Source organism: Dolichospermum sp. FACHB-1250 (genome assembly GCF_014696335.1).
Lineage (GTDB): Bacteria > Cyanobacteriota > Cyanobacteriia > Cyanobacteriales > Nostocaceae > Dolichospermum > Dolichospermum planctonicum.
Map to the genome: position 1 here is coordinate 1 of NZ_JACJPZ010000063.1, position 21,318 is coordinate 21,318.

Genomic DNA, 21,318 nt, shown 5'->3' on the forward strand with positions numbered 1-21,318 from the left:
GATTTACTGTTTCTCAAATGCCTTTTTTCACTTTATATGTTTGTTTTGATGCTCTCTTTAATTTTTTCTCTACGTAATTTACCTCTGTGACAGTTTGGGGTGCGGAATGTGGGATACAAGACTCAGTAGGTATCAATTCTGTCTTTCTTCCAGTTAAGAGTTCCCTGTTCCCTGACCACACAAGTAACTTCACAGAATCAAACCGGATTCCTATATATTATTAAAATTCTCTACCAAACCACTTTTGTATTTATTGCTCTTTATTGAGAATATATCTAATAAATTTTTCTATCCAAAATCTATTTTTTTGAGCTAAAGGTAATTTTTTACTCCTTTTCTGTGAAGTAAATTCCGTAATAACAGATCGTGACAGTTAATGGTGCGGAATGTGGGATAAATCTTTCAATTTTGCAAAATCTATAAGAGGATATCTGTTGATTAATTTTCATCTTCATCAAAAACTGCTAATTACACACAAAAATAACGCTTCAGTCCACTCCACCACAGCGCCATAGGTATCTCCCGTATGTCCACCTAATTTATAATTAAACCAAGCTGGGGTAACAACAGAAATCACACTCCCAGATAAAACCATCCCCACAGCTAAAACTAAATTATGGGGATTGATTACCCAAACAACACCACTTAAACCAATTAACAAAAACCAACTGGGAAATAAATCAAAATAAGAACGAATGGCTTGTTTATGAAATGCACCCTTACCAGTAGGCTTCAGATAAGGATATTGACAAATAGCTATTTGTTGTCCCCAACGTCCCCACCCACAAGCAGCCATGAAGACTAAATAATGGTTTTCAGCTATATCTGTTAAAGCAGTTATTTTCAAAATAATAATCATTATAGCGGAAATTGCCCCAAATGCACCGGTAGCACTATCCATCATGACCTGTAACCGCCGTTGAGGATCACCCACTGCTAAACCATCCGCTGTATCCATTGCTCCATCTAAATGTAATCCTCCGGTAATTGCTATCCATGCACCCACTACCAAAGCATTACGGGTTAGCATGGGAATACCCAAATAATTCATACCTACATCTAACCCACCTAAAATACCACCAATCATTAACCCAATTACTGGCGCGAAACAAGCAACCTTTTGGAAGTTTAAATTTTGCACATTAGGTAGGGGAATAGCGGTATAGAAAATGACAGCCGCAACTAAATTTAAGAATTGCTGTTGCCACCAGCGTAATATCTTAGCCAAAACACTTGAATTATTGATGAGTATTAAGTTTGATAAATGTTCTGATCATCAATTACTCCCAGACAGATAATTTATCACAGATGACCAGACGTGGCTTCTCAATTTGATTTTATTGACAAAAACCCCACAAACTGCATCAAGTAGTCGAGAAAATGTTAAGTTGGTGGATAAATTTAGCGAAACTGTATTTTTGTCTTGAGTGCCAATTTTTCTTTTGAATGTCTCGCTACCTGTAGCCAGACTAAAGCCAGAGCCGGAATATTTTCTACTCCCCACGGACCAGTAGAAACGCCCAGGTTTATGCCTGTGGGAACATTAGCTAATGTGAAAACTATCACCCCTGCCCAATTGGCCGCAACGGGAGCGCAAATGGTTTTGGCTAATACCTATCATTTACATCTCCAACCGGGAGAGGCTATTGTTGCGGGTGGTGGTGGGTTACATAAGTTTATGGGTTGGCCAGGTCCCATGCTCACGGACTCAGGTGGATTTCAGGTTTTTAGTTTGAGCGAGATGCGGAAAATTACAGAAGAAGGTGTAACTTTTCGTTCTCCCCACGATGGGCAAATGATTAAATTAACTCCAGAACGCTCTATTGAAATTCAGAATATTCTGGGGGCAGATGTGATCATGGCTTTTGATGAATGTCCTCCCTATCCTGCTACTCGTCAGGAAGTGGAAGCCGCTACTGACCGTACCTATCGCTGGCTAAAACGCTCTATATCAGCCCATCAACGCCAGGATCAGGCATTGTTTCCCATTGTCCAAGGGGGAGTATATTTAGATTTACGCGCCCGTGCTGCTGCGGAATTGGCGCAGTTGGATATGCCTGGATATGCCATTGGTGGTGTCAGTGTGGGTGAACCTACGGATTTAATGGCGCAAATTGTCCAAACTACAGCCCCGTTGTTACCTGTGAATAAACCCCGTTATTTGATGGGTGTGGGAACTTATCGAGAAATGGCAATTGCGATCGCTTCTGGGGTAGATTTATTTGATTGTGTGATTCCGACTAGATGGGCTAGACATGGTACAGCTATTGTCGACGGTGAACGTTGGAATCTCAAAAACGCTAAGTTTCGTGAAGATTTTACCCCACTGGATACAACTTGCCCATGTTACACTTGTGAAAATTTCAGTCGTGCTTATATATCTCATTTGGTGCGATCGCAGGAAATATTAGCTTATACTTTGTTGACTATTCATAACATCACTGAATTGATTCGCTTTACTCAAAAGATTCGAGCTTCAATATTAAGCGATCGCTTTATAACAGATTTTGGTCATTGGTTGCAACATGATGCTATTGATTTAGAAAAAACTGAGGACTAATCATGATCATAAATTCTGTAATCAATCCAAAATCTAAAATCTAAAATCCAAAATCGGATTACCAAACCATGTTAAAATGTGTATCGCATATAAAAGCTGTATTTGATTATTAGGTGGATTTAAACAAACATGGAAGCAGCACTATTACTAGCAAAACTGCCTGAAGCTTACCAAATCTTCGACCCCTTGGTAGATGTTTTACCTGTTATTCCCGTTTTCTTCTTGTTACTTGCATTTGTTTGGCAAGCAGCAGTCGGTTTCAGATAACTTACCCATCTGCAATTTTCTGGACAGGTAATGCACACCTGTCCTATTTTTTTGTTTTTTTGCATGAAATTAATATTTCTTAATATTTTGCAATAAATCAATATAATTAATCCAGTCGCATACTAAATCACCAGGAATACACTATGGGAAACATCAAATTTGTCAAAGAGAATAAAGAAATAGTGGCCGCAAACGGCGCTAATCTCCGACTCAAAGCCGTAGAAAATGGGATTGATATTTATACATTTCTCAGTAAAATCACTAATTGCGGTGGTGCGGGACAATGTACTACTTGTGTTGTCCAAATTACCGAAGGACTAGAAAACCTTTCTCCCCGCACAGATTTAGAAAACCGCAAATTCAAAAATAAGCCTGATAATTATCGTCTAGCTTGTCAAACGCTAGTTAATGGACCTGTTAGCGTCATCACCAAACCCTAAGTTAAATCGGTAGTTAGCAAACGTTTATATATAAAAACAGCCCACTTATGTGGGTTTTAATTTTTATTTGTTCCAGGTCTGCGGATTTTAGTTGTTTAGCTGGAGATTCTAGTCCCCGGTTGTCTATTTGAGTTTAAGAAAATTGGCTTCACTTTGTCATCTGTGATGCTATTGTAGAGTAGTTGAATAGAAAAATTACACAAAAGGCTATTTTCCTATGCAAGTTAATGATTTGGGTTTCATAGCGAGCATTTTGTTCGTACTAGTACCTGCTGTTTTTTTAATCATGCTTTACATCCAAACTGGAAGCCGTGAAGGCAATTAACTAGTTAACGGTTAACGTCAGTAAATTGCCAGTTACATTGGGTAGGGTGGGTCAGAACCTAATGGCTTGGGTGACCTAGCCATAAATTAGTTTCAATTAGTTTCAATTAGTTTCAACTTCCCTCAACCGCCCTTTGAAAATTTCGTTCCCAGTCTCAGACTGGGAATACTCATTATCTACTCACAGAAACTGGTACAGGAATTTCTATGTGAGGATATAATGGAAAGCGATCGCACAATGCCGCGACTCGTCTTAAACAATCCGCAGTTACTATTTCTGAATCTGGAGAAAGTAACCGATCTGCAATAATATTACCAATTTCGGTAAATTCTGCCACACCTAAACCCCTGGTAGTCATGGCGGGAGAACCTAATCTTAAACCACTGGTAACAAAAGGCGATTTAGTATCAAAGGGAACTGTATTCTTGTTGGCGGTGATATTCACGCTGCTGACTAGCTGATCTCCTTTTTTACCAGTCATGTCAATACAACGTAAATCTACTAACATTAAATGATTATCTGTGCCATCAGATACTAACTTAAAGCCTCTGTTTTGCAGTTGGGTAGCTAAAGCGCGGGCGTTTTCAACTACTTGGGCAGAATATTGTGTAAACTCAGGTTTAAGAGCTTCACCAAATGCTACGGCTTTACCAGCAATGACGTGTTCTAAAGGTCCCCCTTGAGTTCCTGGGAAAACTGATTTATCCAGCTTTTCTCCCAATTCTGGATCACGAGTCAAAATCAAGCCGCCACGGGGTCCACGTAAGGTTTTATGGGTTGTGGTGGTGACGACATCACAATAAGGTAGGGGGTTAGGATGATGGCCTGTAGCGACTAAACCCGCAATATGAGCAATATCAGCGAGTAAATAAGCGCCAACTTCATCAGCAATACTGCGGAATTTTGCAAAGTCAATAATCCGGGGATAGGCTGAATAACCACAAATTAACAGTTTAGGCCGTTCTTTAATAGCTAAATCCCGAATTTGATCATAGTCTAATTGTTCGGTTTCTTTACTTACGCCATAATGACGAACTTCAAACCATTTACCAGAAACATTCACGGGTGAACCGTGGGTAAGATGTCCTCCGTGAGACAAGTCCATACCCATAATTGTGTCTCCCGGTTTTAACAATGTCAGAAAAACGGCAAAATTAGCTTGCGCCCCAGAATGGGGTTGAACATTGGCATGGGCTGCACCAAATAACAGTTTGGCTCGGTCAATGGCTATTTGTTCAATTTTGTCAACAAATTCACAACCACCATAATAACGTTTACCTGGTAGTCCTTCTGCGTATTTATTGGTTAATACTGAACATTGGGCGGCTAATACGGCAGGGGAGGTAAAGTTTTCACTGGCAATTAATTCTAAGTGATCACGTTGTCGCTGTAGTTCTTGATTAATTAGTTCGTTAATGATAGGGTCGGAGTTTTTTAAGAGGTCTGAGTTAGTTTTGGTCACTTTGATTATCCTTAGGGAATTTGTTATGGAATTTGACGAAAATCGAAATCACGGTTAAACCTAAGCTGTTACGCCTCTAAATTTGATAATCCTCATCTGGCTAGATGTTGTGGTGCGGGCATCTTGCCCACTAGAATCATACAAATTAAATGCAGTACAGCAAAGTTACTGGGCAACCTGTCTATAATCAGAATTTAGGCTGAAAATATTTAGAGAACTAGAAATGTGATCATATAGGAATTATTGATTTTAGTAAATGTGGTGATCTAAATTTATGTATTTTTTGGTACTCAATTTAACATAAATTTCACACATCTAAGATACAATCAAATCAAGTACATTTAGCAGCCTTCTCAGGTTGCCAGAATTTTTTCCTCAATCATTTCCTAAATCATTCATATAAATTTTTCCTAATTATAACAAAAAGGGATTTAGATGTTAGTTATTTTCACCGATAATCAAATCCTTAGCCCAGAAACAGTTTGTCAGTCTTGTTTATTGGCAAATGGTAAGGGACAACCTCGCTGGAGTGGGGGAAAACTGCGCTGTGGTCAAGCAATTAATAATTTTACCCAACAACAGCCAGATCAATATGAGTGTATGATGGGTTTTCGGGTTGCCAATATAGAATGATTGGATTGTTATCAAGATCAAGCATCTGCGTTATCCTAAGCTCAATAGCTGTTGAAATTTATTCATAGGAGAATATAAAATGTCTTGGCGCGGGTCTACAACTTTCCCTGATCGAATTTTCGCTTGTTTACCTTATTTATTGCCTTTAATTGAGGTGTTTGCCTTCGGTCAGTTCTTTCTGAGTGATTTTCCACTGCTGGGACGGATATTTTTACCGCTTTTACCTCTGTTAAGAATTTACTATGGTGTTCGCTATGCAGAAATCATTATTTTCTTTGCTTTGTGGCTTTTAGTGGTGAGAAACGAGAAACTTAGTCATTTTATTCGTTTCAATACCATGCAAGCTATTATTTTAGATATTGTGATCTTTTTATGTGACATTTTGACTGATATTGTCAAATTAGTTCCTGGTAGTGGATTTGCTATGCAAACACTCTATACAACCATTTTTATGGGAATAGTAGCAGCGGTTGTTTATTCCGTTGCTCAGTCATTAATGGGCAAGTATGCGGAAATTCCGGCGATTTCCGATGCTGTTTATATGCAGGTACGCTAAAGATTAACTGCGGATAACTGTGTTTTCTAGGCGACCAATACCTTCTATTTCTATACAGATGCGATCGCCTATTTGCAAAGACCCTACTCCCATAGGCGTACCAGTTAATACTATATCACCAGGTAATAAAGTCATCACTTGACTGATATAAGACACCAAAAAATCTGGGGAAAATACCATTTGATCAATACAAGCAGATTGGACGGGATGGGGATGATCATTCAAAAAAGTCTGTAATTTAGCTCCTGGGTTTAATTCTCGGACAATCCAAGGACCTAGAGGACAAAAAGTATCAAAACCTTTAGCTCTTGTCCATTGGTGGTCTTTTTGTTGTAAATCCCTGGCTGTGACATCATTGGCAATGGTGTAACCCCAGATTTTACTTTGGGCTTGGTCTGGGGTACAATTAGTTGTGCGATCGCCAATCACAAGGGCCAACTCTCCTTCATAATCCACCCTTTGAGATTGCTGGGGATATTTAATTTCTCTATCTGACGCAATTACAGATGTAGGCGGTTTCAAAAATATAAGCGGTTCAGCGGGTACTGATGTTCCCATTTCCGCTGCGTGATCAACATAATTCCTGCCCACGGCGACAATTTTTGTTGGCGCGCAGGGAGCTAGAATTGTATAACAATTGGCTTCTAGGGTTAAATCCATAGGTTTACCATGCAACCAGGGTGGAGCGTCTAGGACTTCCACGTTCTGGGATAACTGGAGCAACCCATAATAAATTTTACCTTCTTGACTTTGAACTCGCACATATCGCTGCGCCATAACCTGAATAAATATCCTTAAATATGCTTTATTAAACCAGGATTTGACTAATGATTGTCATTGAAAACTGGTTATATTATAAGATAAATACGGAAAACCTCCTAAATTTACTCCAAAAATAAAGTTTAGCAGGAAAGGAATACTGGGGAAAATTGTGCTAACATGGAATAGCTAAAAAATTGTCAAAATTCCTTGTTGTTTGAGACGTTGATCAATAAAAGTATCGCTAACAGCAATATTTGTATGAATTAACACTTCTTCAGCCATTTTGTCCAAAAGGTGAATTAACGAATATGACCACAGTTTACGAAACGATGTACATTCTGCGTCCTGATTTGGGAGATGAGCAAATAGTACAACAAATTGCCAAATATGAAAACTTGATTCGGGAAAACGGTGCTGAGAATATTGAAATTCAAAACCGTGGTAAACGTCGTCTGGCTTATGAAATTAAAAAGCATCGTGATGGCGTTTATGTGCAAATGAATTATACAGGACCTGGAACTGCGATCGCTATTATGGAACGCGCTATGAGATTAAGCGAAGAAGTAATTCGCTATATGACAGTTAAACAAGAAGTTCCCAAGCAGAAAGTAGAAGCAGAAGCAGCAGCCTAATAACAACATTTTTTAGGTGAAAAGTATCAGCCGTTCACCTACCTATTCAGTAGGTGATGGGGTGAAAAGATAGATATATTTTGGTAGTTTCAGTAAACTGGAAAAGAAGGGTCTTTTTAGACAACGTGAATGTTAATATCACAGTTATACATAAGAGGTATAAGTGACTGTGAGCCAATCTGATATACCAAACATTCCAGAACTGTCTACCGAAATATCCCGGTTGCGGGAAGAGTTACAACTGCGAGATCAATTAGTAGAGCAGTTATCTCAAGAACTATTGGGGCTAGTTAAGGGTAACATTAATTTTACACCACCACAATCCGAACCAGGAATAGACTTGAGTCAATTGCAGGTGCTAAGAGATCAACTGCAATCTGTGGAAGAGCAGGTGAGATGCTACGAAGAGGAAATTAGGACTCGTGATACCGAAATTTATCAACTACGACAGTCAGTGCAAAAGCTAACTGATCAAAGTAAAATGTTAGAGCAGGTAATAGAGGAATTACCCCAAATTTACCGCCGTAAGTTTGAGGAACGCATAAAACCAGTGCGGGATCAGGTAGTCATATTACAAAAGGAAAATCGCCAATTACAAGCCGAATTGCAAAGTGTGAGTTATCGTTTAGCACTGAAAAACCGCCACACAAATCATGGTGGTATTGATTTACCTACTTTTCCTCGTTTATAAATTGTAACAGATAATATATCTGCTCCTCAAAACACCTAAAATTTGTGCCTGTATTTTCCTCGTCAAAACTTTTATGCCGCAGTATTTATAATTTTGGATACTGCGGTTTATAAGTATTGATGAGGGAAATCCTAAAAATTAGCTGGCTAATAATAGCTGCTGATCTTCAACAGGAGTAAAAATATCTTCATAACTTGGGAAAATTTCAAATACTGAATCAAGTTGGGTAAGTTCCAAAATCAACTTCACAGGGGCTTTGACATTGCAAAGAACTAACCGACAACCACTTTGACGCGCCGTGGTCAGACCTTTGACAAGGGGAACTAATCCAGAACTATCCATAAAATCTACATCTGCTAAATCTATAACCCAAAGTTGATGGACTTGAGGTTTAATTTGGTCCATCTGTTCACTCAAGTTCATACCACTGTCTAGGTCTATACTACCTTGGGGTTTGAACAAAATCACTTGGCGTTCTTGTGTAAGAGTCATAAATTTAACCGAGTATTTGAAAGACTATGAGAGAGAAGACTGACATTAATACTGTTTATAATTCAACCGCAAAATGACCATTTTCGCAAATTTATGTGCATTAACAGCAACGCGGTCGAGAAAATTTTCTCAGTATTTATATCGTATAATTTGTTGATATGTTTTTCTAGTATAAGCATAATTTTTTCCTAATTTCGGTAACAAACTTATCATTATTTAAATAATTTGATTTAAATAGTTTGACACTCTCACCAAAAACAAGCAAAGATATGGTATTGGTAAAAATTTGTAAACTCGGTGGTAGCGGATGTCTTTTGAGCTAATTTCACTAGAAAACATCCAAGAAATTGCTCATAATTATGGTTATTTAGCGATTTTTTTGGGAATATTGCTAGAAAATTTGGGTATTCCTCTCCCTGGGGAAACCGTAACCATTGTTGGTGGTTTTTTGGCTGGTAGCAATGAATTAAATTATTGGCTGGTTCTTGGTAATGCGGTTGGAGGGGCTGTAATTGGTGGTAATTGCGGCTATTGGATAGGTAGAGTGGGTGGTTGGCCTTTTCTGCTACAAGCTGGGAAGATTTTCCGCATTTCAGAGGTACGACTGTTGAGTATTAAGGAGCAATTTACGGAAAACGCGGCTAAAGCTGTATTTTTTGGGCGATTTTTTGCCTTATTGCGAATTTTTGCTTCACCACTGGCAGGTATAGCAGAAATGCCCTTTGGTAAATTCCTCATTTATAATGTAGCTGGGGCGACTGCGTGGGGTGGTGTCATGGTGACTTTAGCTTTTTTTGCGGGGAGAATTATTTCTCTAGAACAATTGGTGGCCTGGGTAAGTAAATTTGCAATTTTGGCGTTACTTATCCTAATTGCTGTGATTATTGTCCCAATTTGGTTGGAGTCCCGCGAAGTGAAGCAGCAAACGGAAGAGTAAAGGATTAATGGTCAGGTTAAGCAGGTATTTTACCTGCTTGACTATACTAAATTGGTGATGAGTAAAATAGTTAATTATTCCCTACACCCTACACACTATATGTTACTACTTATTACCTTGCGCCCAAATGCGGGTAGGTAAACCCCAAACGTAAATAAAACCTTCCGCAGCTTTGTGATCAAATTGATCTTCAGCGCCATAAGTTGCTAAATCAGGGGTATATAGTGTATTATCGCTCCAACGCCCCACAATTATGGCATTACCTTTAAATAGCTTTAACCGCACTACACCAGAAACTCTTTCTTGTGTTTGTTGAATAAAAGCATCTAAAGCAGCTTTGAGAGGACTATACCAAAGTCCGTTATATACTAGTTTAGTGTAGGTTTCTTCTATGCCTCGCTTGTATTGGGTGACATCTGCTGTTAAAGTGAGACTTTCTAAGTCACGGTGAGCATTAATTAAAACTACCATTGCTGGTGATTCGTAAATTTCCCGTGATTTAATCCCGACTAAGCGGTTTTCAATCATGTCAATGCGACCAATACCATGATTTCCCACGATTTTATTGAGTTGTTCAATTAGCTCAACCGGGTTTTTCGCTGTCCCGTTAATGGTGGTAGGAAGTCCTTTTTGGAAGCCAATTTCTAGATATTCCGGCTCGTTGGGAGTATCAGCTATGGCTTTGGTCATTTCGTAGATTTCTTCCGGTGGTTCGTTTGCTGGGTCTTCTAATGTACCAGCTTCAATACTGCGACCAAGTAAGTTTTTATCTATACTGAAGGGAGAGGATTTTTTCACTGGTGCGGGAATACCAAACTTCTCACCATAAGCAATGGTTTGCTCTCGACTCATACCCCATTCCCTGGCTGGTGCTAATATCTTCAAGTTAGGGTTGAGGGCTGCACAGGAAACGTCAAAACGTACTTGGTCGTTGCCTTTGCCCGTACAACCGTGAGCGATCGCATCTGCGCCATATTTAGCAGCCGCTTCTACCAATATCTTAGCAATCAAAGGACGAGCCAGGGCTGTTCCTAAAGGATAGCGGTTTTCATAGAGGGCGTTAGCTTGAATTGACGGAAATGCGTAATCTTTAACAAAGATATCCTTAACATCCGCTACTAAAGACTCACTTGCACCTGATTTCAGGGCTTTTTCTCGAACTGGTTCTAATTCATCTCCCTGGCCTAAATCTGCTGCTAGGGTAATTATCTCTTCTACTCCCCACTCTTGCTTTAAGTAGGGAATACAAACGGAAGTATCAACTCCACCAGAATATGCTAAAATAACTTTTTTGGCGCGACCCATGAATTTCTCCACTCAGGAAAACAAAGAATGAGTCATTATTATATCTGACTTACCTAGCGTATATTTTTTTTGTGCAACGGTAACTTTGCTATATTTGTCTGATTCTCAATACAAGCAATAGTATTTTAGGTAAAACTGTGTTTTTGAGTATTGTTATTCCCACTTATAATCGCTTACCAATTTTAGAAAAGTGTCTCCGCGCTTTAGAATTACAGCAGTTAAGCAACGAGAATCACATAGAAGGTTATGAAGTCGTATTGGTAGATGATGGTTCTAATGATGGTACTTTTAATTGGTTAGAATTACATAAAGACGAATTTTCTCATGTCCGCTGCTTTGAACAGAATCATGCAGGACCGGCTGCTGCGCGAAATTTAGGGGTAGAAAAAGCCTGTGGTGATACAATTATTTTTATTGATAGTGATTTAGTGGTTTTACCGAATTTCCTCCAAGCTCATACAAATGCTTTGATACAAGGAAAAGAGAAATTAGGAAGCGACAGCTTTTTTACCTATGGTGCTGTAATTAATACTTGTAATTTTACCAATCCCACCGCAGAGCCTTATAAAATCACAGATTTTTCCGCTGCTTTCTTTGCTACGGGTAATGTCGCTATTCCCAAACATTGGTTAGTGAAAGCCGGGTTATTTGATCATAGTTTTCAACTCTATGGTTGGGAAGATCTAGAATTAGGTGTCAGGTTAAAAAATCTGGGTTTAAAACTAATTAAATGTCCCGAAGCTGTTGGTTATCATTGGCATCCACCCTTTAGTTTACAACAAATTCCCAAATTAATTGATCAGGAAATTCAACGGGGCAGAATGGGAGTTTTATTTTATCAAAAACATCCCACTTGGGAAGTAAAAATGATGATTCAAATGACTTGGTTTCATTGTTTATTATGGGGTATTCTTTCGTTAAATGGCCTTGTAAATGAAAGAACTATGTCTCCCTTTTTACAATGGTTGATTGATTTGGGTAAACCACAACTAGCCTTAGAAGTGGCGCGGATTTTCTTAAATTGGTATAATGTGAAAAGTGTTTATGCAGCTTATGTTGAGATAAAGAGTAAATAAATCAAAGCAGTAGCCCAAGACCTCTTTCCTTCCTGTTTTTACCCTCTTCGTGGTTCATTCATTCTAGAATACACATATTTAATTTTTGTTTAATTTTTGTTTAATTTTTGGAGATGCTTACTGACTAACATCATATTTTATTAATTTCATCAGACACAATTAGCTGTATGCTTAATGATAGGCAACCTAGTTGTAACTTCACGTAATTAGGCGTAAAGAAACTTAATATTGATCACTCTTTTGCTTGTTGGTATTAGTTTTACTGCTAATTGGTTCATTTATGCCTAAATACTTAACTTGGTTGTTCAGCACGTCAGAAAAAAAACTCTCTGATAGCTTGCTTGGTGCAGCCATAGCTCAATACTAGCAGCAAAAACCACAAAAACCCTCACGACAAAGACGTAAAAATGATCCAAAAAATTTTGTTGGCTGTCTCTGGTTTGGGACACGCAGAAGAAATGCTCAAGAACTTGAAAGAAATGCCTTCATTTCAAGGTGCGAAGGTAACGGTTCTTCACGTTGTTACTCCACAAAGCACTGCTGCTGTCATGACGGATAAATGGGAAGAAGGTGGCAAAATTCTGGCTAAGGCTATTCAGTATTTAAACTTAGATCCCAGCCAAGTTTCTTCTATTTTGCGTCAAGGTGATCCCAAGGATGTGGTTTGTCAAGTCGCGGATGAAATGGATGCTGATTTGATTATTATGGGTTCACGAGGACTGAAGCGGTTACAATCAATTTTATCTAATTCCGTTAGTCAGTACGTTTTTCAATTGTCTTCCCGTCCCATGTTGCTTGTGAAAGATGATATTTATGTCAAAAACATTAAGCGCGTTATGGTGGCAATGGATAATTCTGAGTCTGCCAAAAATTGTTTAAATTTAGCTTTGTTCCTGCTCCGGGGTGTTGTAGGTGGACAATTAATTTTAGCTAATGTTAATACAGATTTAGGTGGCAAATTATCAGGTATTACTGATCTTAAACCAGAAAGAAGTTCTGTATTGGGAATGGCTTTAGCTGAAGCAGAAAGGCAATCTGTAGCAGTACGTTGTGTTACTAGCAGTGGTAAACCGGGGGAAGAAATTTGTCGTTTGGCTAGTGAGTTGAATATAGACTTATTATTAATTGGTTCTCCAGACCGTCGACCATCTATCGCTAAGAGTTTTGTTGATATAGATCGTCTTATAGGCGCGTCTTTATCTGACTATGTTCGTGTTAATGCTACTTGTCCAGTTCTTTTGGCGCGAACCACTGGTTAGTCCTTGGAGGGACTATCAACTCAGATGTAACTTCTAGCTTGAGTGGAGTAGCCATAAACCTGATTTTTGTCTAGTAGGGGCAATTTCATGAATTATCCCTACTTTTGTTCTTTTGTACATAAATCCCCAAAATATCTGATCATTGTTTGTGGTATTTTGTTGAAAATACATACTTCCACCAGTTCATGTCATATTTTCTCATCATTCAAAAACTCTGCTAAACTTGGCACATTTACCCAATTTCCTATATCATGAGATTGGTGGGATAAATCCATGAGTAATTGGGAATAAACCCCTGCTTGCAAAGAAGGTGTAGTTTGTGCATGGTTAGTAATTCCTTTTACCCATTCATCAACAACACGCAACAAAGCGCAAATCCGCCCATCATGATAATATTGAGGAAAGAGAAATTCCTGGGGAATGGCTATTTCTTTTAAAGGTTCACCCGGTTGAGAACTCCAAACCTGAAAGCCATGAATATAGTCTTTTTGATTTTTGCTACCTAAAACCAATGTTCCCTTATCTCCATATACTTCTATCCAATGGGTTCTAGGTGCATGAATAACCGCACTAATACAGACTTGGACAGGTGTACCATCAACCAATTCTAGAGATAATAAACAAGTGTCATCACTATCAACTAATTGTAATTCACCAGTGGCGGGGTTAATTCTTTCAGGAATAGCAGTCATTAAATGAGCGTTTAATTTCCCAACTGCACCGAATAACCAGTTAATATAATCAAAAGCATGAGAACCTAAAGCACCTAATACACCACCACCTTTTTCTTGACTAGAATACCAATTCCAAGGACGAGAAACATCAGCACGAGAAGAACCCAACCAGTCAATTTTAATTAACCGAATATTCCCTACATAATTTCCAGCTAGGAGTTGAGCGAAAAATTGCCATTGGGGAACAAACCGAAATTCAAAATCTACAGTAGCAATTACACCTTGATTTTTTGCTAACTGATATAATTCTTTGGCTTCATTGACATTTAAAGTTACAGGTTTTTCTAATAAAAGGTGTTTACCAGCTTGTAAGACTTCTTTGGCCATTTCATAGTGTAAAAATGGTGGTGTAGAAATACTCACAGCTTCAACAGCAGGTAAAGCCAGAATTTCTCCTAAATTATCACTAGCATCGGGGATATTGTGAGTTTCCGCAATAGTTTTAGCTTGATGAATATCTCGATGATAAACAGCGACAATTTTAGTATTATGATGTGCTTGAAATGCGGGAATGTGTACTTTTTGACCAAATCCTGTACCAACAATTGCTACCCCAATCATATCGAATTTTTTCAAGTTTATTTCAGTTTATTTAATCAATAATTGTAGCAAATAATTGCCTTTTGAGAAACCTCAATGGCGAAAGTTATTAATCTGCTGTTTAATTAACAGGTAAAAACAATTGCCATTAAGTTAGTAAATACAAAATTCTCTCACCTACAGTTGAGGCTGGAGAATTAGTATCTTAATTGGGTAAATCTGCATCTTTATATGCTTTATTGACACGCATAATTTTTGCTCCTAATTGCTGCAACTTCATATCAAGTCGGTCATACCCCCGATCTAAATGTTGCAGTCCTTGAACTGTGGTTGTTCCTGATGCTGCTAACCCTGCTAAAACTAAGGCTGCGGAAGCTCTTAAATCCGTACCTATCACTGGTGCGCCCGATAACATTGGCACGCCGCGAACAAAAGCAGTGTTACCTTTGACACGAATATCTGCCCCCAAACGGTTCAACTCAGAAGCATGACGCAAGCGATTTTCAAACACTGATTCATTAATGATACTATCACCTGCCGCCAAAGTTAATAAAGCCATAAAAGGCGCTTGCATATCCGTGGGAAAACCGGGATGAGGCAAGGTATCAATATTGATAGCTTTCAGGGTTTTAGCGGGTAAAATCCGTAAACAATCCTCACATTCTTCAACAATTGATACACCTATTTCCTGTAATTTGGCAATGACGGGAATTAAATGCTCAGGTGCAACTGGGGATAGAAGCAATTCAGAGCGTGTAATTGCTCCAGCAATTAAAAATGTTCCAGCCTCAATCCGGTCAGGAATAATGGTATAATCTGTAGAGTGTAATTTAGGCACACCAACTATAGTAATTGTACTTGTTCCCGCACCTTGAATTTTTGCACCCATTGAGTTACAGAAGTTGGCTAAATCTACTACTTCTGGCTCTCTGGCGGAATTTTCTAAGATAGTTTCCCCGTCTGCTAAGGTAGCAGCCATCATTAAGGTTTCCGTCGCTCCGACACTGGGAGTATCTAAGTAGATTTTCGCGCCTCTTAATCTGCCCTTATTTCCAGGAACGTGAGCATGACAAATACCATGTTCAATTTGCACCTCTGCACCCATGGCTTGCAGTCCCCGAACGTGCAAATCTACTGGTCTAGCACCAATGGCACAACCTCCTGGTAAGGGCATCTGTGCTACTCCTAACCGGGCTAAAATCGGACCAATGGCAAAAAAGCTGGCTCGTAGTTGGGTAACAAGTTCATAAGGGGCTTTAGATGTGGTAATTTCACGAGCATCAATATCTAAAATATCACCTTCTCTACTTAAACGTAGTCCTAAAGCTGATAAGACTTGTCTCATGCTATCTACGTCCGCTAATAAAGGAACGTTACGAATGCGACAATCACCGGAACATAGTAAAGTTCCGGCCATGATTACCAGTGCGGAATTCTTTGCTCCGCTAATTTTTACATGACCTGCCAAAGGATATCCACCACAGATTTGCAAGACTGAGGAGTCCACTGCCAATGAGGACTTCACCTCTGGTAAGCTGCTAGAAGAATTAATAAGCCTGCCTCCAAAAAAATACGTAATTATAAAGGTTTGATGTTGGTTTTGATTTTACATTAATAATTCCTCAGCTTGATGAAGCTAGAAAAATTTTTCGCTAAGTTAAGGCTATAAGGTCGTTAGATTTTATCATGCAGTCGGCAAAGTTAACTGGAAAAATGGAGATTGGCGGGAAGGGACAATTTTTTCCGATGACCAAAAATCTGGGATACAAGCCCCGTCCACTTCGGCAAGCTCAGTGCATCGCTTTTAGGACGGCTTTATGTTAAAATTTGGTCATAGTCGCCTTATGGCATTGGGAGACTTTAAACGGACATGGAGGGACGATAAGACCACTTGTGGCGTGTTCCAGTGAAGTGTCAAGAATCATCGCACCTTCAGGTCGGTGAGTATGTCAATTTTTCTATTCTGCCAATTTTTTTCTTGACAAATACCAACAGTTAGGCGATAATAATAGTCTATGAATAAAATTGAATGTCAGCGGAACTGGCGGAATTGGCAGACGCGCTAGATTCAGGTTCTAGTGCCGCAAGGCTTCCGGGTTCAAGTCCCGGGTTCCGCATCTCAATTTGGGACTGATCTCAAGTCCGAAATCTCAAGTCTAAGATTGTGTTAACAAGTTTACAAAATTCCCTGGTTAAGCAAGTTCGTAAGTTACACTCTCCTAAGGAGAGGCATAAACAGCAGCTATTTTTATTGGAAGGAACTCATTTACTAGAGGAAGCTTGTGCGGTTGGTTATCCGTTAAATGCGGTATGCTGTACTCCTCAATGGGAAATGAACCATCCTCAATTATGGAAGGCTGTTTGTACCCATTGCGATCGCACAGAAATTGTCAGCCCAGAAGTTTTAGCAGCAATGGCCACAACTGTTAATCCTGATGGTATAGTAGCGATCGCTCCACGAGAAGCACAGTCAAGAAAAATTTCTCCGACAGGTTTAGTTCTGGCTTTGGAAACCGTCCAAGATCCCGGTAATTTGGGAACTATAATTCGTACGGCCGCAGCCGCAGGGGCATCAGGTTTATGGTTGAGCGCCGATAGTGTAGACTTAGATCATCCCAAGGTTTTACGGGCTTCTGCTGGTCAATGGTTTCGTTTAAACATGACTGTCAGTGAAGATTTGAAAGCTACCGTTGAGGAAAGTCAGCAAGCAGGAATACAGGTAGTAGCCACATTACCTAATGCCGATTTGACTTATTGGCAAGTGGACTGGTGTAAGCCTAGTTTAATATTATTGGGTAATGAAGGAGCAGGATTATCAGCAGATTTGGCCGCTTTGGCAGATATTCAGGTGAAAATTCCCCTTAGTCCTGGGGTAGAATCTTTAAATGTGGGGATTACTGCTGCTTTAATGTTGTATGAAGCTCATAGACAAAGAATTTATAGCCATGAATACTGATACTGCTGATTGTTATGAAACAAAGGTTAAGGCTGGGTGCGGTGATGATGACTTTTGGTTTACTAGCCTGTGATAGCTGGTTTGCTGCTGCAGGTGATCTGGTGGAACGGGTCAGGGATGGTGATACATTGATATTAAAAAGTGAAGATGGTAAAAATTTGACCGTGCGGTTTGCTTGTGTTGATGCTCCAGAAATACCCCATTCTCACAAAGAAAAGAGGAGTAAAATTAGCAGAGATGTGAACCAGTTTGCTTGGGGTGTGAAAGCAAAAACACGGATAGAGGAACTAATTAAACAAACAGACAATCGTGTCAAGTTAAATATGACAGATAGCGACTCTTACGGTAGAAAAATAGCCGAAGTGCGGTTAAAAGATGGCACGTTTTTACAGCAAATATTGTTAAAAGAAGGGTTAGCTAAACTATATCATCCCTATTTAAATAAATGTCCCAGTCAGAATATATTACAACAAGCTGAGGCAGAAGCCCGACAACAAAGAATTGGCGTTTGGGGTGATAGCAAATTTGTTAATCCTTGGAATTATAGACAAGCAAATAAGTAAATAACTCTCATGTAGAAACCTATTTTTAAATGATACAACCACGTAAATCATTGTAAATCATTAAAAGCGATCGCTTTACAAGGGCTTAAACATATATAATTCTAAATTATCTCTATAAAATCCTCTTTTCCTGGTGCGTTTTGAGTTTATTGTTTCCGTTATCACTACTTATAACTGAGTTCACAATAAATCATAATTAAAACTTATCATAATAAGATAATACTTTTAATATTCATAACTTAGGAAAATTCAACTTTAGATTTTCTTAACAATTAATTGAGAATTATTTTTATTTAGCAACGAGCTGGCAATACTTTCGGCGATTTGCTAGAATTATTGAGAATTTCATAATTGGGTTACTATTGTCAATTTTACACCCTGCTCAAAAGATGATCTATAAAAGTCTTTATTTATAGTCCTTTCAGAGATCAATTTTGAAAAAATATACAAAACTTTACAAATTAGCAGTGGTTTGAAAGAGTCAATTGGGAAAAAATTATTCAGCAAATCATGTACTTTGACTAGTAAAACAAATATACCATTGACAAATAGGTTAACTTATGGTATGTCGGGTGTGTTAGCGATTAGTAACGCACCATATTATCAAATCGTTTAAATTGTCTAATGTGCGGTTATTAATAATTGAATCTTGATCATATCCCATCAATTACAGGAGAAACTAAAGCTAATGTAGAGACATTTCATGAAACGTCTCTACAAAGTGGTTTACCTCGAGGATACCAGAAACTACACTAAGGCAGTTGTAAAGTTATTGAGTCCTAAAGGACTAGTTAAACCTCTTACCTCAATAATTGCATCAGTAGTGGCATTAAATCCTGCGGTAGCGTCATTAATAGCGACAAAAGTACGGATATTAGCACCAGTACCAAGGGTAAATTGAGCCGCAGAGTTAGCAGTAAACACAGTAGCAGGTAAGTTTTTTGCAATTTCAGATGTACTAAATATTGCCACAGCCCCGGCATCATAGAAGCTGGTGACAGTGGAAACAACTAATAAATCATTGCCAGTAGTAGCATTGAAGTCGGTAATAACATCAAAGTTACTGAAAACAGAATCAGCTAAAGTGCGGTAGTCAAAACGGTCTACTCCCAGCCCTCCAGTTAAAGTATCTTTTCCAACTCCTCCGGTAAGGATATCATTACCAGCACCACCATTGAGGGTATCATTACCAGCATTACCTGTGAGGGTGTTAGCGGCTGAGTTACCTGTAATGAAGTTATTAGCTGCGTTTCCTGTACCGTTAATAGTAGCTGTTCCTTGCAACGTCAGGTTTTCCACAGAGTTGCTTAAGGCGTAATTTGCATCGGTCAAAACACTATCATTTCCTCCATTATCAACTTCTGTGATGATATCTGCTGTATTGTCCACATAATAGATATCATTACCAGCACCACCAATGAGGCTATCAATACCCGTACCACCATTGAGGGTATCAGCACCCTCACCACCATTGAGGGTATCATTACCAGCACCACCATTGAGGGTATCATTACCAGCATTACCTGTGAGGGTGTTAGCGGCTGAGTTACCTGTAATGATGTTATTAGCTGCGTTCCCTGTACCGTTAATAGTAGCTGTTCCTTGCAACGTCAGGTTTTCCACAGATTCGCTTAGGGCGTAATTTGCATCAGTCAAAACACTATCATTTCCTCCATTATCAACTTCTGTGATGATATCTGCTGTATTGTCCACATAATAAGTATCATTACCAGCACCACCAATAAGGGTATCATTACCAGCACCACCATTGAGGATATTAGCGGCTGAGTTACCCGTAATGACGTTATTAGCTGCGTTTCCTGTACCGTTAATAGCGCCATCTAGTAAAGTCAGGTTTTCTACGTTGAGAGCATCTCTAAGAATGTAGGTGACAATAGTATTAATGGTGTCTACACCGTCATTGGCATTTTCAGTAATGATTTCATAAGTGTTATCAACAATATAGACATCAACACCCGCACCACCAACTAAGCTATCAACACCTGCACCACCATCGAGGGTGTCGTTACCCGCACCACCATCGAGGGTGTCGTTACCCGCACCACCAACTAAGGTATCATCACCACCAAGACCAGTGATTATGTCATCAACTATAGTACCCTGAAGGTTGTTATTACTATCATCACCAGGGTCGGTTTCAATTGAGAGAAACCAACCACCAGCAACATTTCCCACATCACCACTGGCACCATCGAATATGTAGAGCCGCCACTCACCGTTGAGGTTAGTACCGTTAAAAACAGAAAAGTCTGCATTGTGAGGTCCTGCGGGGGCAGGAGAGTCAAAAAAGTCCCCGTCATAATAATTAGTTGGCCGATAAGTACCACTGCTAATGGCACTGTCAGGAAGACTAGAAGTGGCAGTGGCATCAAAAGTCAAAGTAACGTTGTTTATATCATCACTATCCCCTGCATCAGACATCAGGATGCTGTTCGCGCCCGTTGGACTTACTAAAAGCACATCAATGTCATCTGGATAGGTATGGTTGAGGTTGGCCAGGGGCCAGGGTGACTGTTAGCTTAGTCAAGCTACCACTGGTTCCAGAAACATTGATAATTGAAGGATAAGGATTACTTGTCCCGCTGTTTGGAATAGAGATGTTGCCAAGGTTCTTGAAAAATGAAATTATTGCCATGGAGATAACCCTATGTATTGTGAATGGTTATTTTCTCGATAATATCATACCTTTACAGATTTTTATACCAATTTTGTACTGACTTTGTACTGACTTTGTACTGACTTTGCGATCGCCTTAATACCAATATGGTTTAAAGACTTTGTATTGACTTTGTAACCGACCGGACACCAATATGGTTTAAATATCTATCTCAAGATAGATGATAAATCAGCCGTAAAGTACATAGTTGACATTTACTTACTTGATCTATTAGCTTGGAAAAAGACAATTAAAGTTATGGGTAATTGCCTAAAATACCAGCATCCCACCATATAGGTGAATAACTAAGTGAACAACTACTTAACAAAAATCAATGCCAAGATCACTGAGAGTTCGTCATGACTGCATTGCCAAAGTAAAATTAGCAGTTACAGACAACGGATACCCTAACCAAAGAGTTTTAGCTCGTGATACAGGATTATCCCTATCT

21 protein-coding genes and 1 tRNA gene are annotated in these 21,318 nt (G+C 39.1%); 14 read left to right on the forward strand and 8 right to left on the reverse strand.

Features of this window, described 5'->3' with window-relative positions; genetic code table 11:
• Positions 1-454: 454 nt before the first annotated feature.
• Complete coding sequence (gene cobS / locus H6F39_RS17655; RefSeq protein ID WP_190397145.1) at positions 455-1,228, reverse strand: adenosylcobinamide-GDP ribazoletransferase; 774 nt, start codon at positions 1,226-1,228, stop codon at positions 455-457.
• A gap of 195 nt (positions 1,229-1,423) precedes the next feature.
• Here cobS and tgt point away from each other — a divergent pair, with 195 nt between their 5' ends.
• The 4 genes from tgt to psbM all read left to right on the forward strand — a co-directional run bounded on the left by tgt (position 1,424) and on the right by psbM (position 3,592).
• Positions 1,424-2,560: a tRNA guanosine(34) transglycosylase Tgt gene (gene tgt, locus H6F39_RS17660; protein WP_190397146.1), complete on the forward strand. Its 1,137-nt coding sequence runs from the start codon at positions 1,424-1,426 to the stop codon at positions 2,558-2,560.
• Between the two features lie 129 nt (positions 2,561-2,689).
• Positions 2,690-2,827 (forward strand): photosystem II reaction center protein K, encoded by a 138-nt coding sequence (locus H6F39_RS17665; RefSeq protein ID WP_006195022.1) that lies wholly within the window; start codon positions 2,690-2,692, stop codon positions 2,825-2,827.
• A gap of 143 nt (positions 2,828-2,970) precedes the next feature.
• Positions 2,971-3,267 carry a 2Fe-2S iron-sulfur cluster-binding protein gene (locus tag H6F39_RS17670; RefSeq protein ID WP_028082439.1) on the forward strand — a complete coding sequence of 99 codons (297 nt, stop codon included), beginning with the start codon at positions 2,971-2,973 and terminating at the stop codon, positions 3,265-3,267.
• 217 nt (positions 3,268-3,484) lie between these two features.
• Positions 3,485-3,592, forward strand: coding sequence for a photosystem II reaction center protein PsbM (psbM, locus tag H6F39_RS17675; protein WP_071604776.1), 108 nt, complete (start codon positions 3,485-3,487; stop codon positions 3,590-3,592).
• A 172-nt stretch (positions 3,593-3,764) separates the two neighbouring features.
• On the opposite strand, the gene glyA is transcribed toward psbM, so the two are convergent.
• The gene (gene glyA, locus H6F39_RS17680) at positions 3,765-5,054 is read right to left on the reverse strand and encodes a serine hydroxymethyltransferase (RefSeq protein WP_190397147.1); all 1,290 of its coding nucleotides are present in this window, start codon (positions 5,052-5,054) and stop codon (positions 3,765-3,767) included.
• Positions 5,055-5,489: 435 nt separating this feature from the next.
• Between glyA and H6F39_RS17685 the strand changes: the two genes are divergently transcribed.
• The gene (locus H6F39_RS17685) at positions 5,490-5,687 is read left to right on the forward strand and encodes a hypothetical protein (protein WP_137906828.1); all 198 of its coding nucleotides are present in this window, start codon (positions 5,490-5,492) and stop codon (positions 5,685-5,687) included.
• A gap of 79 nt (positions 5,688-5,766) precedes the next feature.
• Positions 5,767-6,243 (forward strand): Tic20 family protein, encoded by a 477-nt coding sequence (locus H6F39_RS17690; protein ID WP_190372695.1) that lies wholly within the window; start codon positions 5,767-5,769, stop codon positions 6,241-6,243.
• 3 nt (positions 6,244-6,246) lie between these two features.
• Here H6F39_RS17690 and H6F39_RS17695 read toward each other — a convergent pair whose 3' ends face one another.
• Entirely contained in the window at positions 6,247-7,020 is a 774-nt protein-coding gene (locus H6F39_RS17695) for a fumarylacetoacetate hydrolase family protein (RefSeq protein WP_190397148.1), read from the reverse strand.
• Positions 7,021-7,313: 293 nt separating this feature from the next.
• Between H6F39_RS17695 and rpsF the strand changes: the two genes are divergently transcribed.
• Positions 7,314-7,637 (forward strand): 30S ribosomal protein S6, encoded by a 324-nt coding sequence (gene rpsF, locus H6F39_RS17700; RefSeq protein ID WP_137906831.1) that lies wholly within the window; start codon positions 7,314-7,316, stop codon positions 7,635-7,637.
• 169 nt (positions 7,638-7,806) lie between these two features.
• Entirely contained in the window at positions 7,807-8,328 is a 522-nt protein-coding gene (locus H6F39_RS17705; protein WP_137906911.1) for an Npun_F5560 family protein, read from the forward strand.
• Positions 8,329-8,466: 138 nt separating this feature from the next.
• Here H6F39_RS17705 and H6F39_RS17710 read toward each other — a convergent pair whose 3' ends face one another.
• Complete coding sequence (locus tag H6F39_RS17710; RefSeq protein WP_137906832.1) at positions 8,467-8,820, reverse strand: STAS domain-containing protein; 354 nt, start codon at positions 8,818-8,820, stop codon at positions 8,467-8,469.
• Positions 8,821-9,127: 307 nt separating this feature from the next.
• On the opposite strand from H6F39_RS17710, the gene H6F39_RS17715 reads away from it, so the two are divergent.
• On the forward strand, positions 9,128-9,757 hold the full coding sequence (locus H6F39_RS17715) for a DedA family protein (protein ID WP_137906833.1): 630 nt from the start codon (positions 9,128-9,130) through the stop codon (positions 9,755-9,757).
• A 105-nt stretch (positions 9,758-9,862) separates the two neighbouring features.
• On the opposite strand, the gene H6F39_RS17720 is transcribed toward H6F39_RS17715, so the two are convergent.
• Positions 9,863-11,062, reverse strand: a complete 1,200-nt coding sequence (locus H6F39_RS17720) for an argininosuccinate synthase (protein ID WP_137906834.1) — start codon at positions 11,060-11,062, stop codon at positions 9,863-9,865.
• Positions 11,063-11,199: 137 nt separating this feature from the next.
• Here H6F39_RS17720 and H6F39_RS17725 point away from each other — a divergent pair, with 137 nt between their 5' ends.
• Entirely contained in the window at positions 11,200-12,138 is a 939-nt protein-coding gene (locus H6F39_RS17725) for a glycosyltransferase (protein ID WP_190397149.1), read from the forward strand.
• A gap of 407 nt (positions 12,139-12,545) precedes the next feature.
• Complete coding sequence (locus tag H6F39_RS17730; RefSeq protein ID WP_190397150.1) at positions 12,546-13,397, forward strand: universal stress protein; 852 nt, start codon at positions 12,546-12,548, stop codon at positions 13,395-13,397.
• Positions 13,398-13,585: 188 nt separating this feature from the next.
• Here the strand turns inward: H6F39_RS17730 and H6F39_RS17735 are convergent, their stop codons facing one another.
• Both H6F39_RS17735 and murA read right to left on the reverse strand, forming a co-directional pair.
• Entirely contained in the window at positions 13,586-14,692 is a 1,107-nt protein-coding gene (locus tag H6F39_RS17735; RefSeq protein ID WP_190372699.1) for a Gfo/Idh/MocA family protein, read from the reverse strand.
• Between the two features lie 184 nt (positions 14,693-14,876).
• The gene (murA, locus tag H6F39_RS17740; RefSeq protein WP_190372700.1) at positions 14,877-16,223 is read right to left on the reverse strand and encodes a UDP-N-acetylglucosamine 1-carboxyvinyltransferase; all 1,347 of its coding nucleotides are present in this window, start codon (positions 16,221-16,223) and stop codon (positions 14,877-14,879) included.
• A 483-nt stretch (positions 16,224-16,706) separates the two neighbouring features.
• On the opposite strand from murA, the gene H6F39_RS17745 reads away from it, so the two are divergent.
• The 3 genes from H6F39_RS17745 (at position 16,707) to H6F39_RS17755 (ending at position 18,190) form a co-directional block, all read left to right on the forward strand.
• A tRNA-Leu gene (locus tag H6F39_RS17745) sits at positions 16,707-16,788 on the forward strand.
• A 47-nt stretch (positions 16,789-16,835) separates the two neighbouring features.
• A complete protein-coding gene (locus tag H6F39_RS17750; protein ID WP_137906838.1) occupies positions 16,836-17,627 on the forward strand; it encodes an RNA methyltransferase in 792 nt (263 codons plus the stop codon).
• 14 nt (positions 17,628-17,641) lie between these two features.
• Positions 17,642-18,190 carry a thermonuclease family protein gene (locus tag H6F39_RS17755; RefSeq protein ID WP_190372697.1) on the forward strand — a complete coding sequence of 183 codons (549 nt, stop codon included), beginning with the start codon at positions 17,642-17,644 and terminating at the stop codon, positions 18,188-18,190.
• A 747-nt stretch (positions 18,191-18,937) separates the two neighbouring features.
• Here the strand turns inward: H6F39_RS17755 and H6F39_RS21060 are convergent.
• Positions 18,938-20,710, reverse strand: coding sequence for a calcium-binding protein (locus tag H6F39_RS21060; RefSeq protein ID WP_304506183.1), 1,773 nt, complete (start codon positions 20,708-20,710; stop codon positions 18,938-18,940).
• Between the last annotated feature and the right edge of the window lie 608 nt (positions 20,711-21,318).

What these genes read in the sequence shown, in the direction of transcription:
- H6F39_RS17685 (WP_137906828.1), top strand. Translation starts at nt 5,490, where the DNA reads ATGTTAGTTATTTTCACCGATAATCAAATCCTTAGCCCAGAAACAGTT.
- rpsF (WP_137906831.1), top strand. Translation starts at nt 7,314, where the DNA reads ATGACCACAGTTTACGAAACGATGTACATTCTGCGTCCTGATTTGGGA.
- H6F39_RS17720 (WP_137906834.1), bottom strand. Translation starts at nt 11,062, where the DNA reads ATGGGTCGCGCCAAAAAAGTTATTTTAGCATATTCTGGTGGAGTTGAT.
- H6F39_RS17715 (WP_137906833.1), top strand. Translation starts at nt 9,128, where the DNA reads ATGTCTTTTGAGCTAATTTCACTAGAAAACATCCAAGAAATTGCTCAT.
- H6F39_RS17670 (WP_028082439.1), top strand. Translation starts at nt 2,971, where the DNA reads ATGGGAAACATCAAATTTGTCAAAGAGAATAAAGAAATAGTGGCCGCA.
- H6F39_RS17755 (WP_190372697.1), top strand. Translation starts at nt 17,642, where the DNA reads ATGAAACAAAGGTTAAGGCTGGGTGCGGTGATGATGACTTTTGGTTTA.
- H6F39_RS17695 (WP_190397148.1), bottom strand. Translation starts at nt 7,020, where the DNA reads ATGGCGCAGCGATATGTGCGAGTTCAAAGTCAAGAAGGTAAAATTTAT.
- H6F39_RS17730 (WP_190397150.1), top strand. Translation starts at nt 12,546, where the DNA reads ATGATCCAAAAAATTTTGTTGGCTGTCTCTGGTTTGGGACACGCAGAA.
- H6F39_RS17665 (WP_006195022.1), top strand. Translation starts at nt 2,690, where the DNA reads ATGGAAGCAGCACTATTACTAGCAAAACTGCCTGAAGCTTACCAAATC.
- H6F39_RS17735 (WP_190372699.1), bottom strand. Translation starts at nt 14,692, where the DNA reads ATGATTGGGGTAGCAATTGTTGGTACAGGATTTGGTCAAAAAGTACAC.
- H6F39_RS17710 (WP_137906832.1), bottom strand. Translation starts at nt 8,820, where the DNA reads ATGACTCTTACACAAGAACGCCAAGTGATTTTGTTCAAACCCCAAGGT.
- psbM (WP_071604776.1), top strand. Translation starts at nt 3,485, where the DNA reads ATGCAAGTTAATGATTTGGGTTTCATAGCGAGCATTTTGTTCGTACTA.
- H6F39_RS17690 (WP_190372695.1), top strand. Translation starts at nt 5,767, where the DNA reads ATGTCTTGGCGCGGGTCTACAACTTTCCCTGATCGAATTTTCGCTTGT.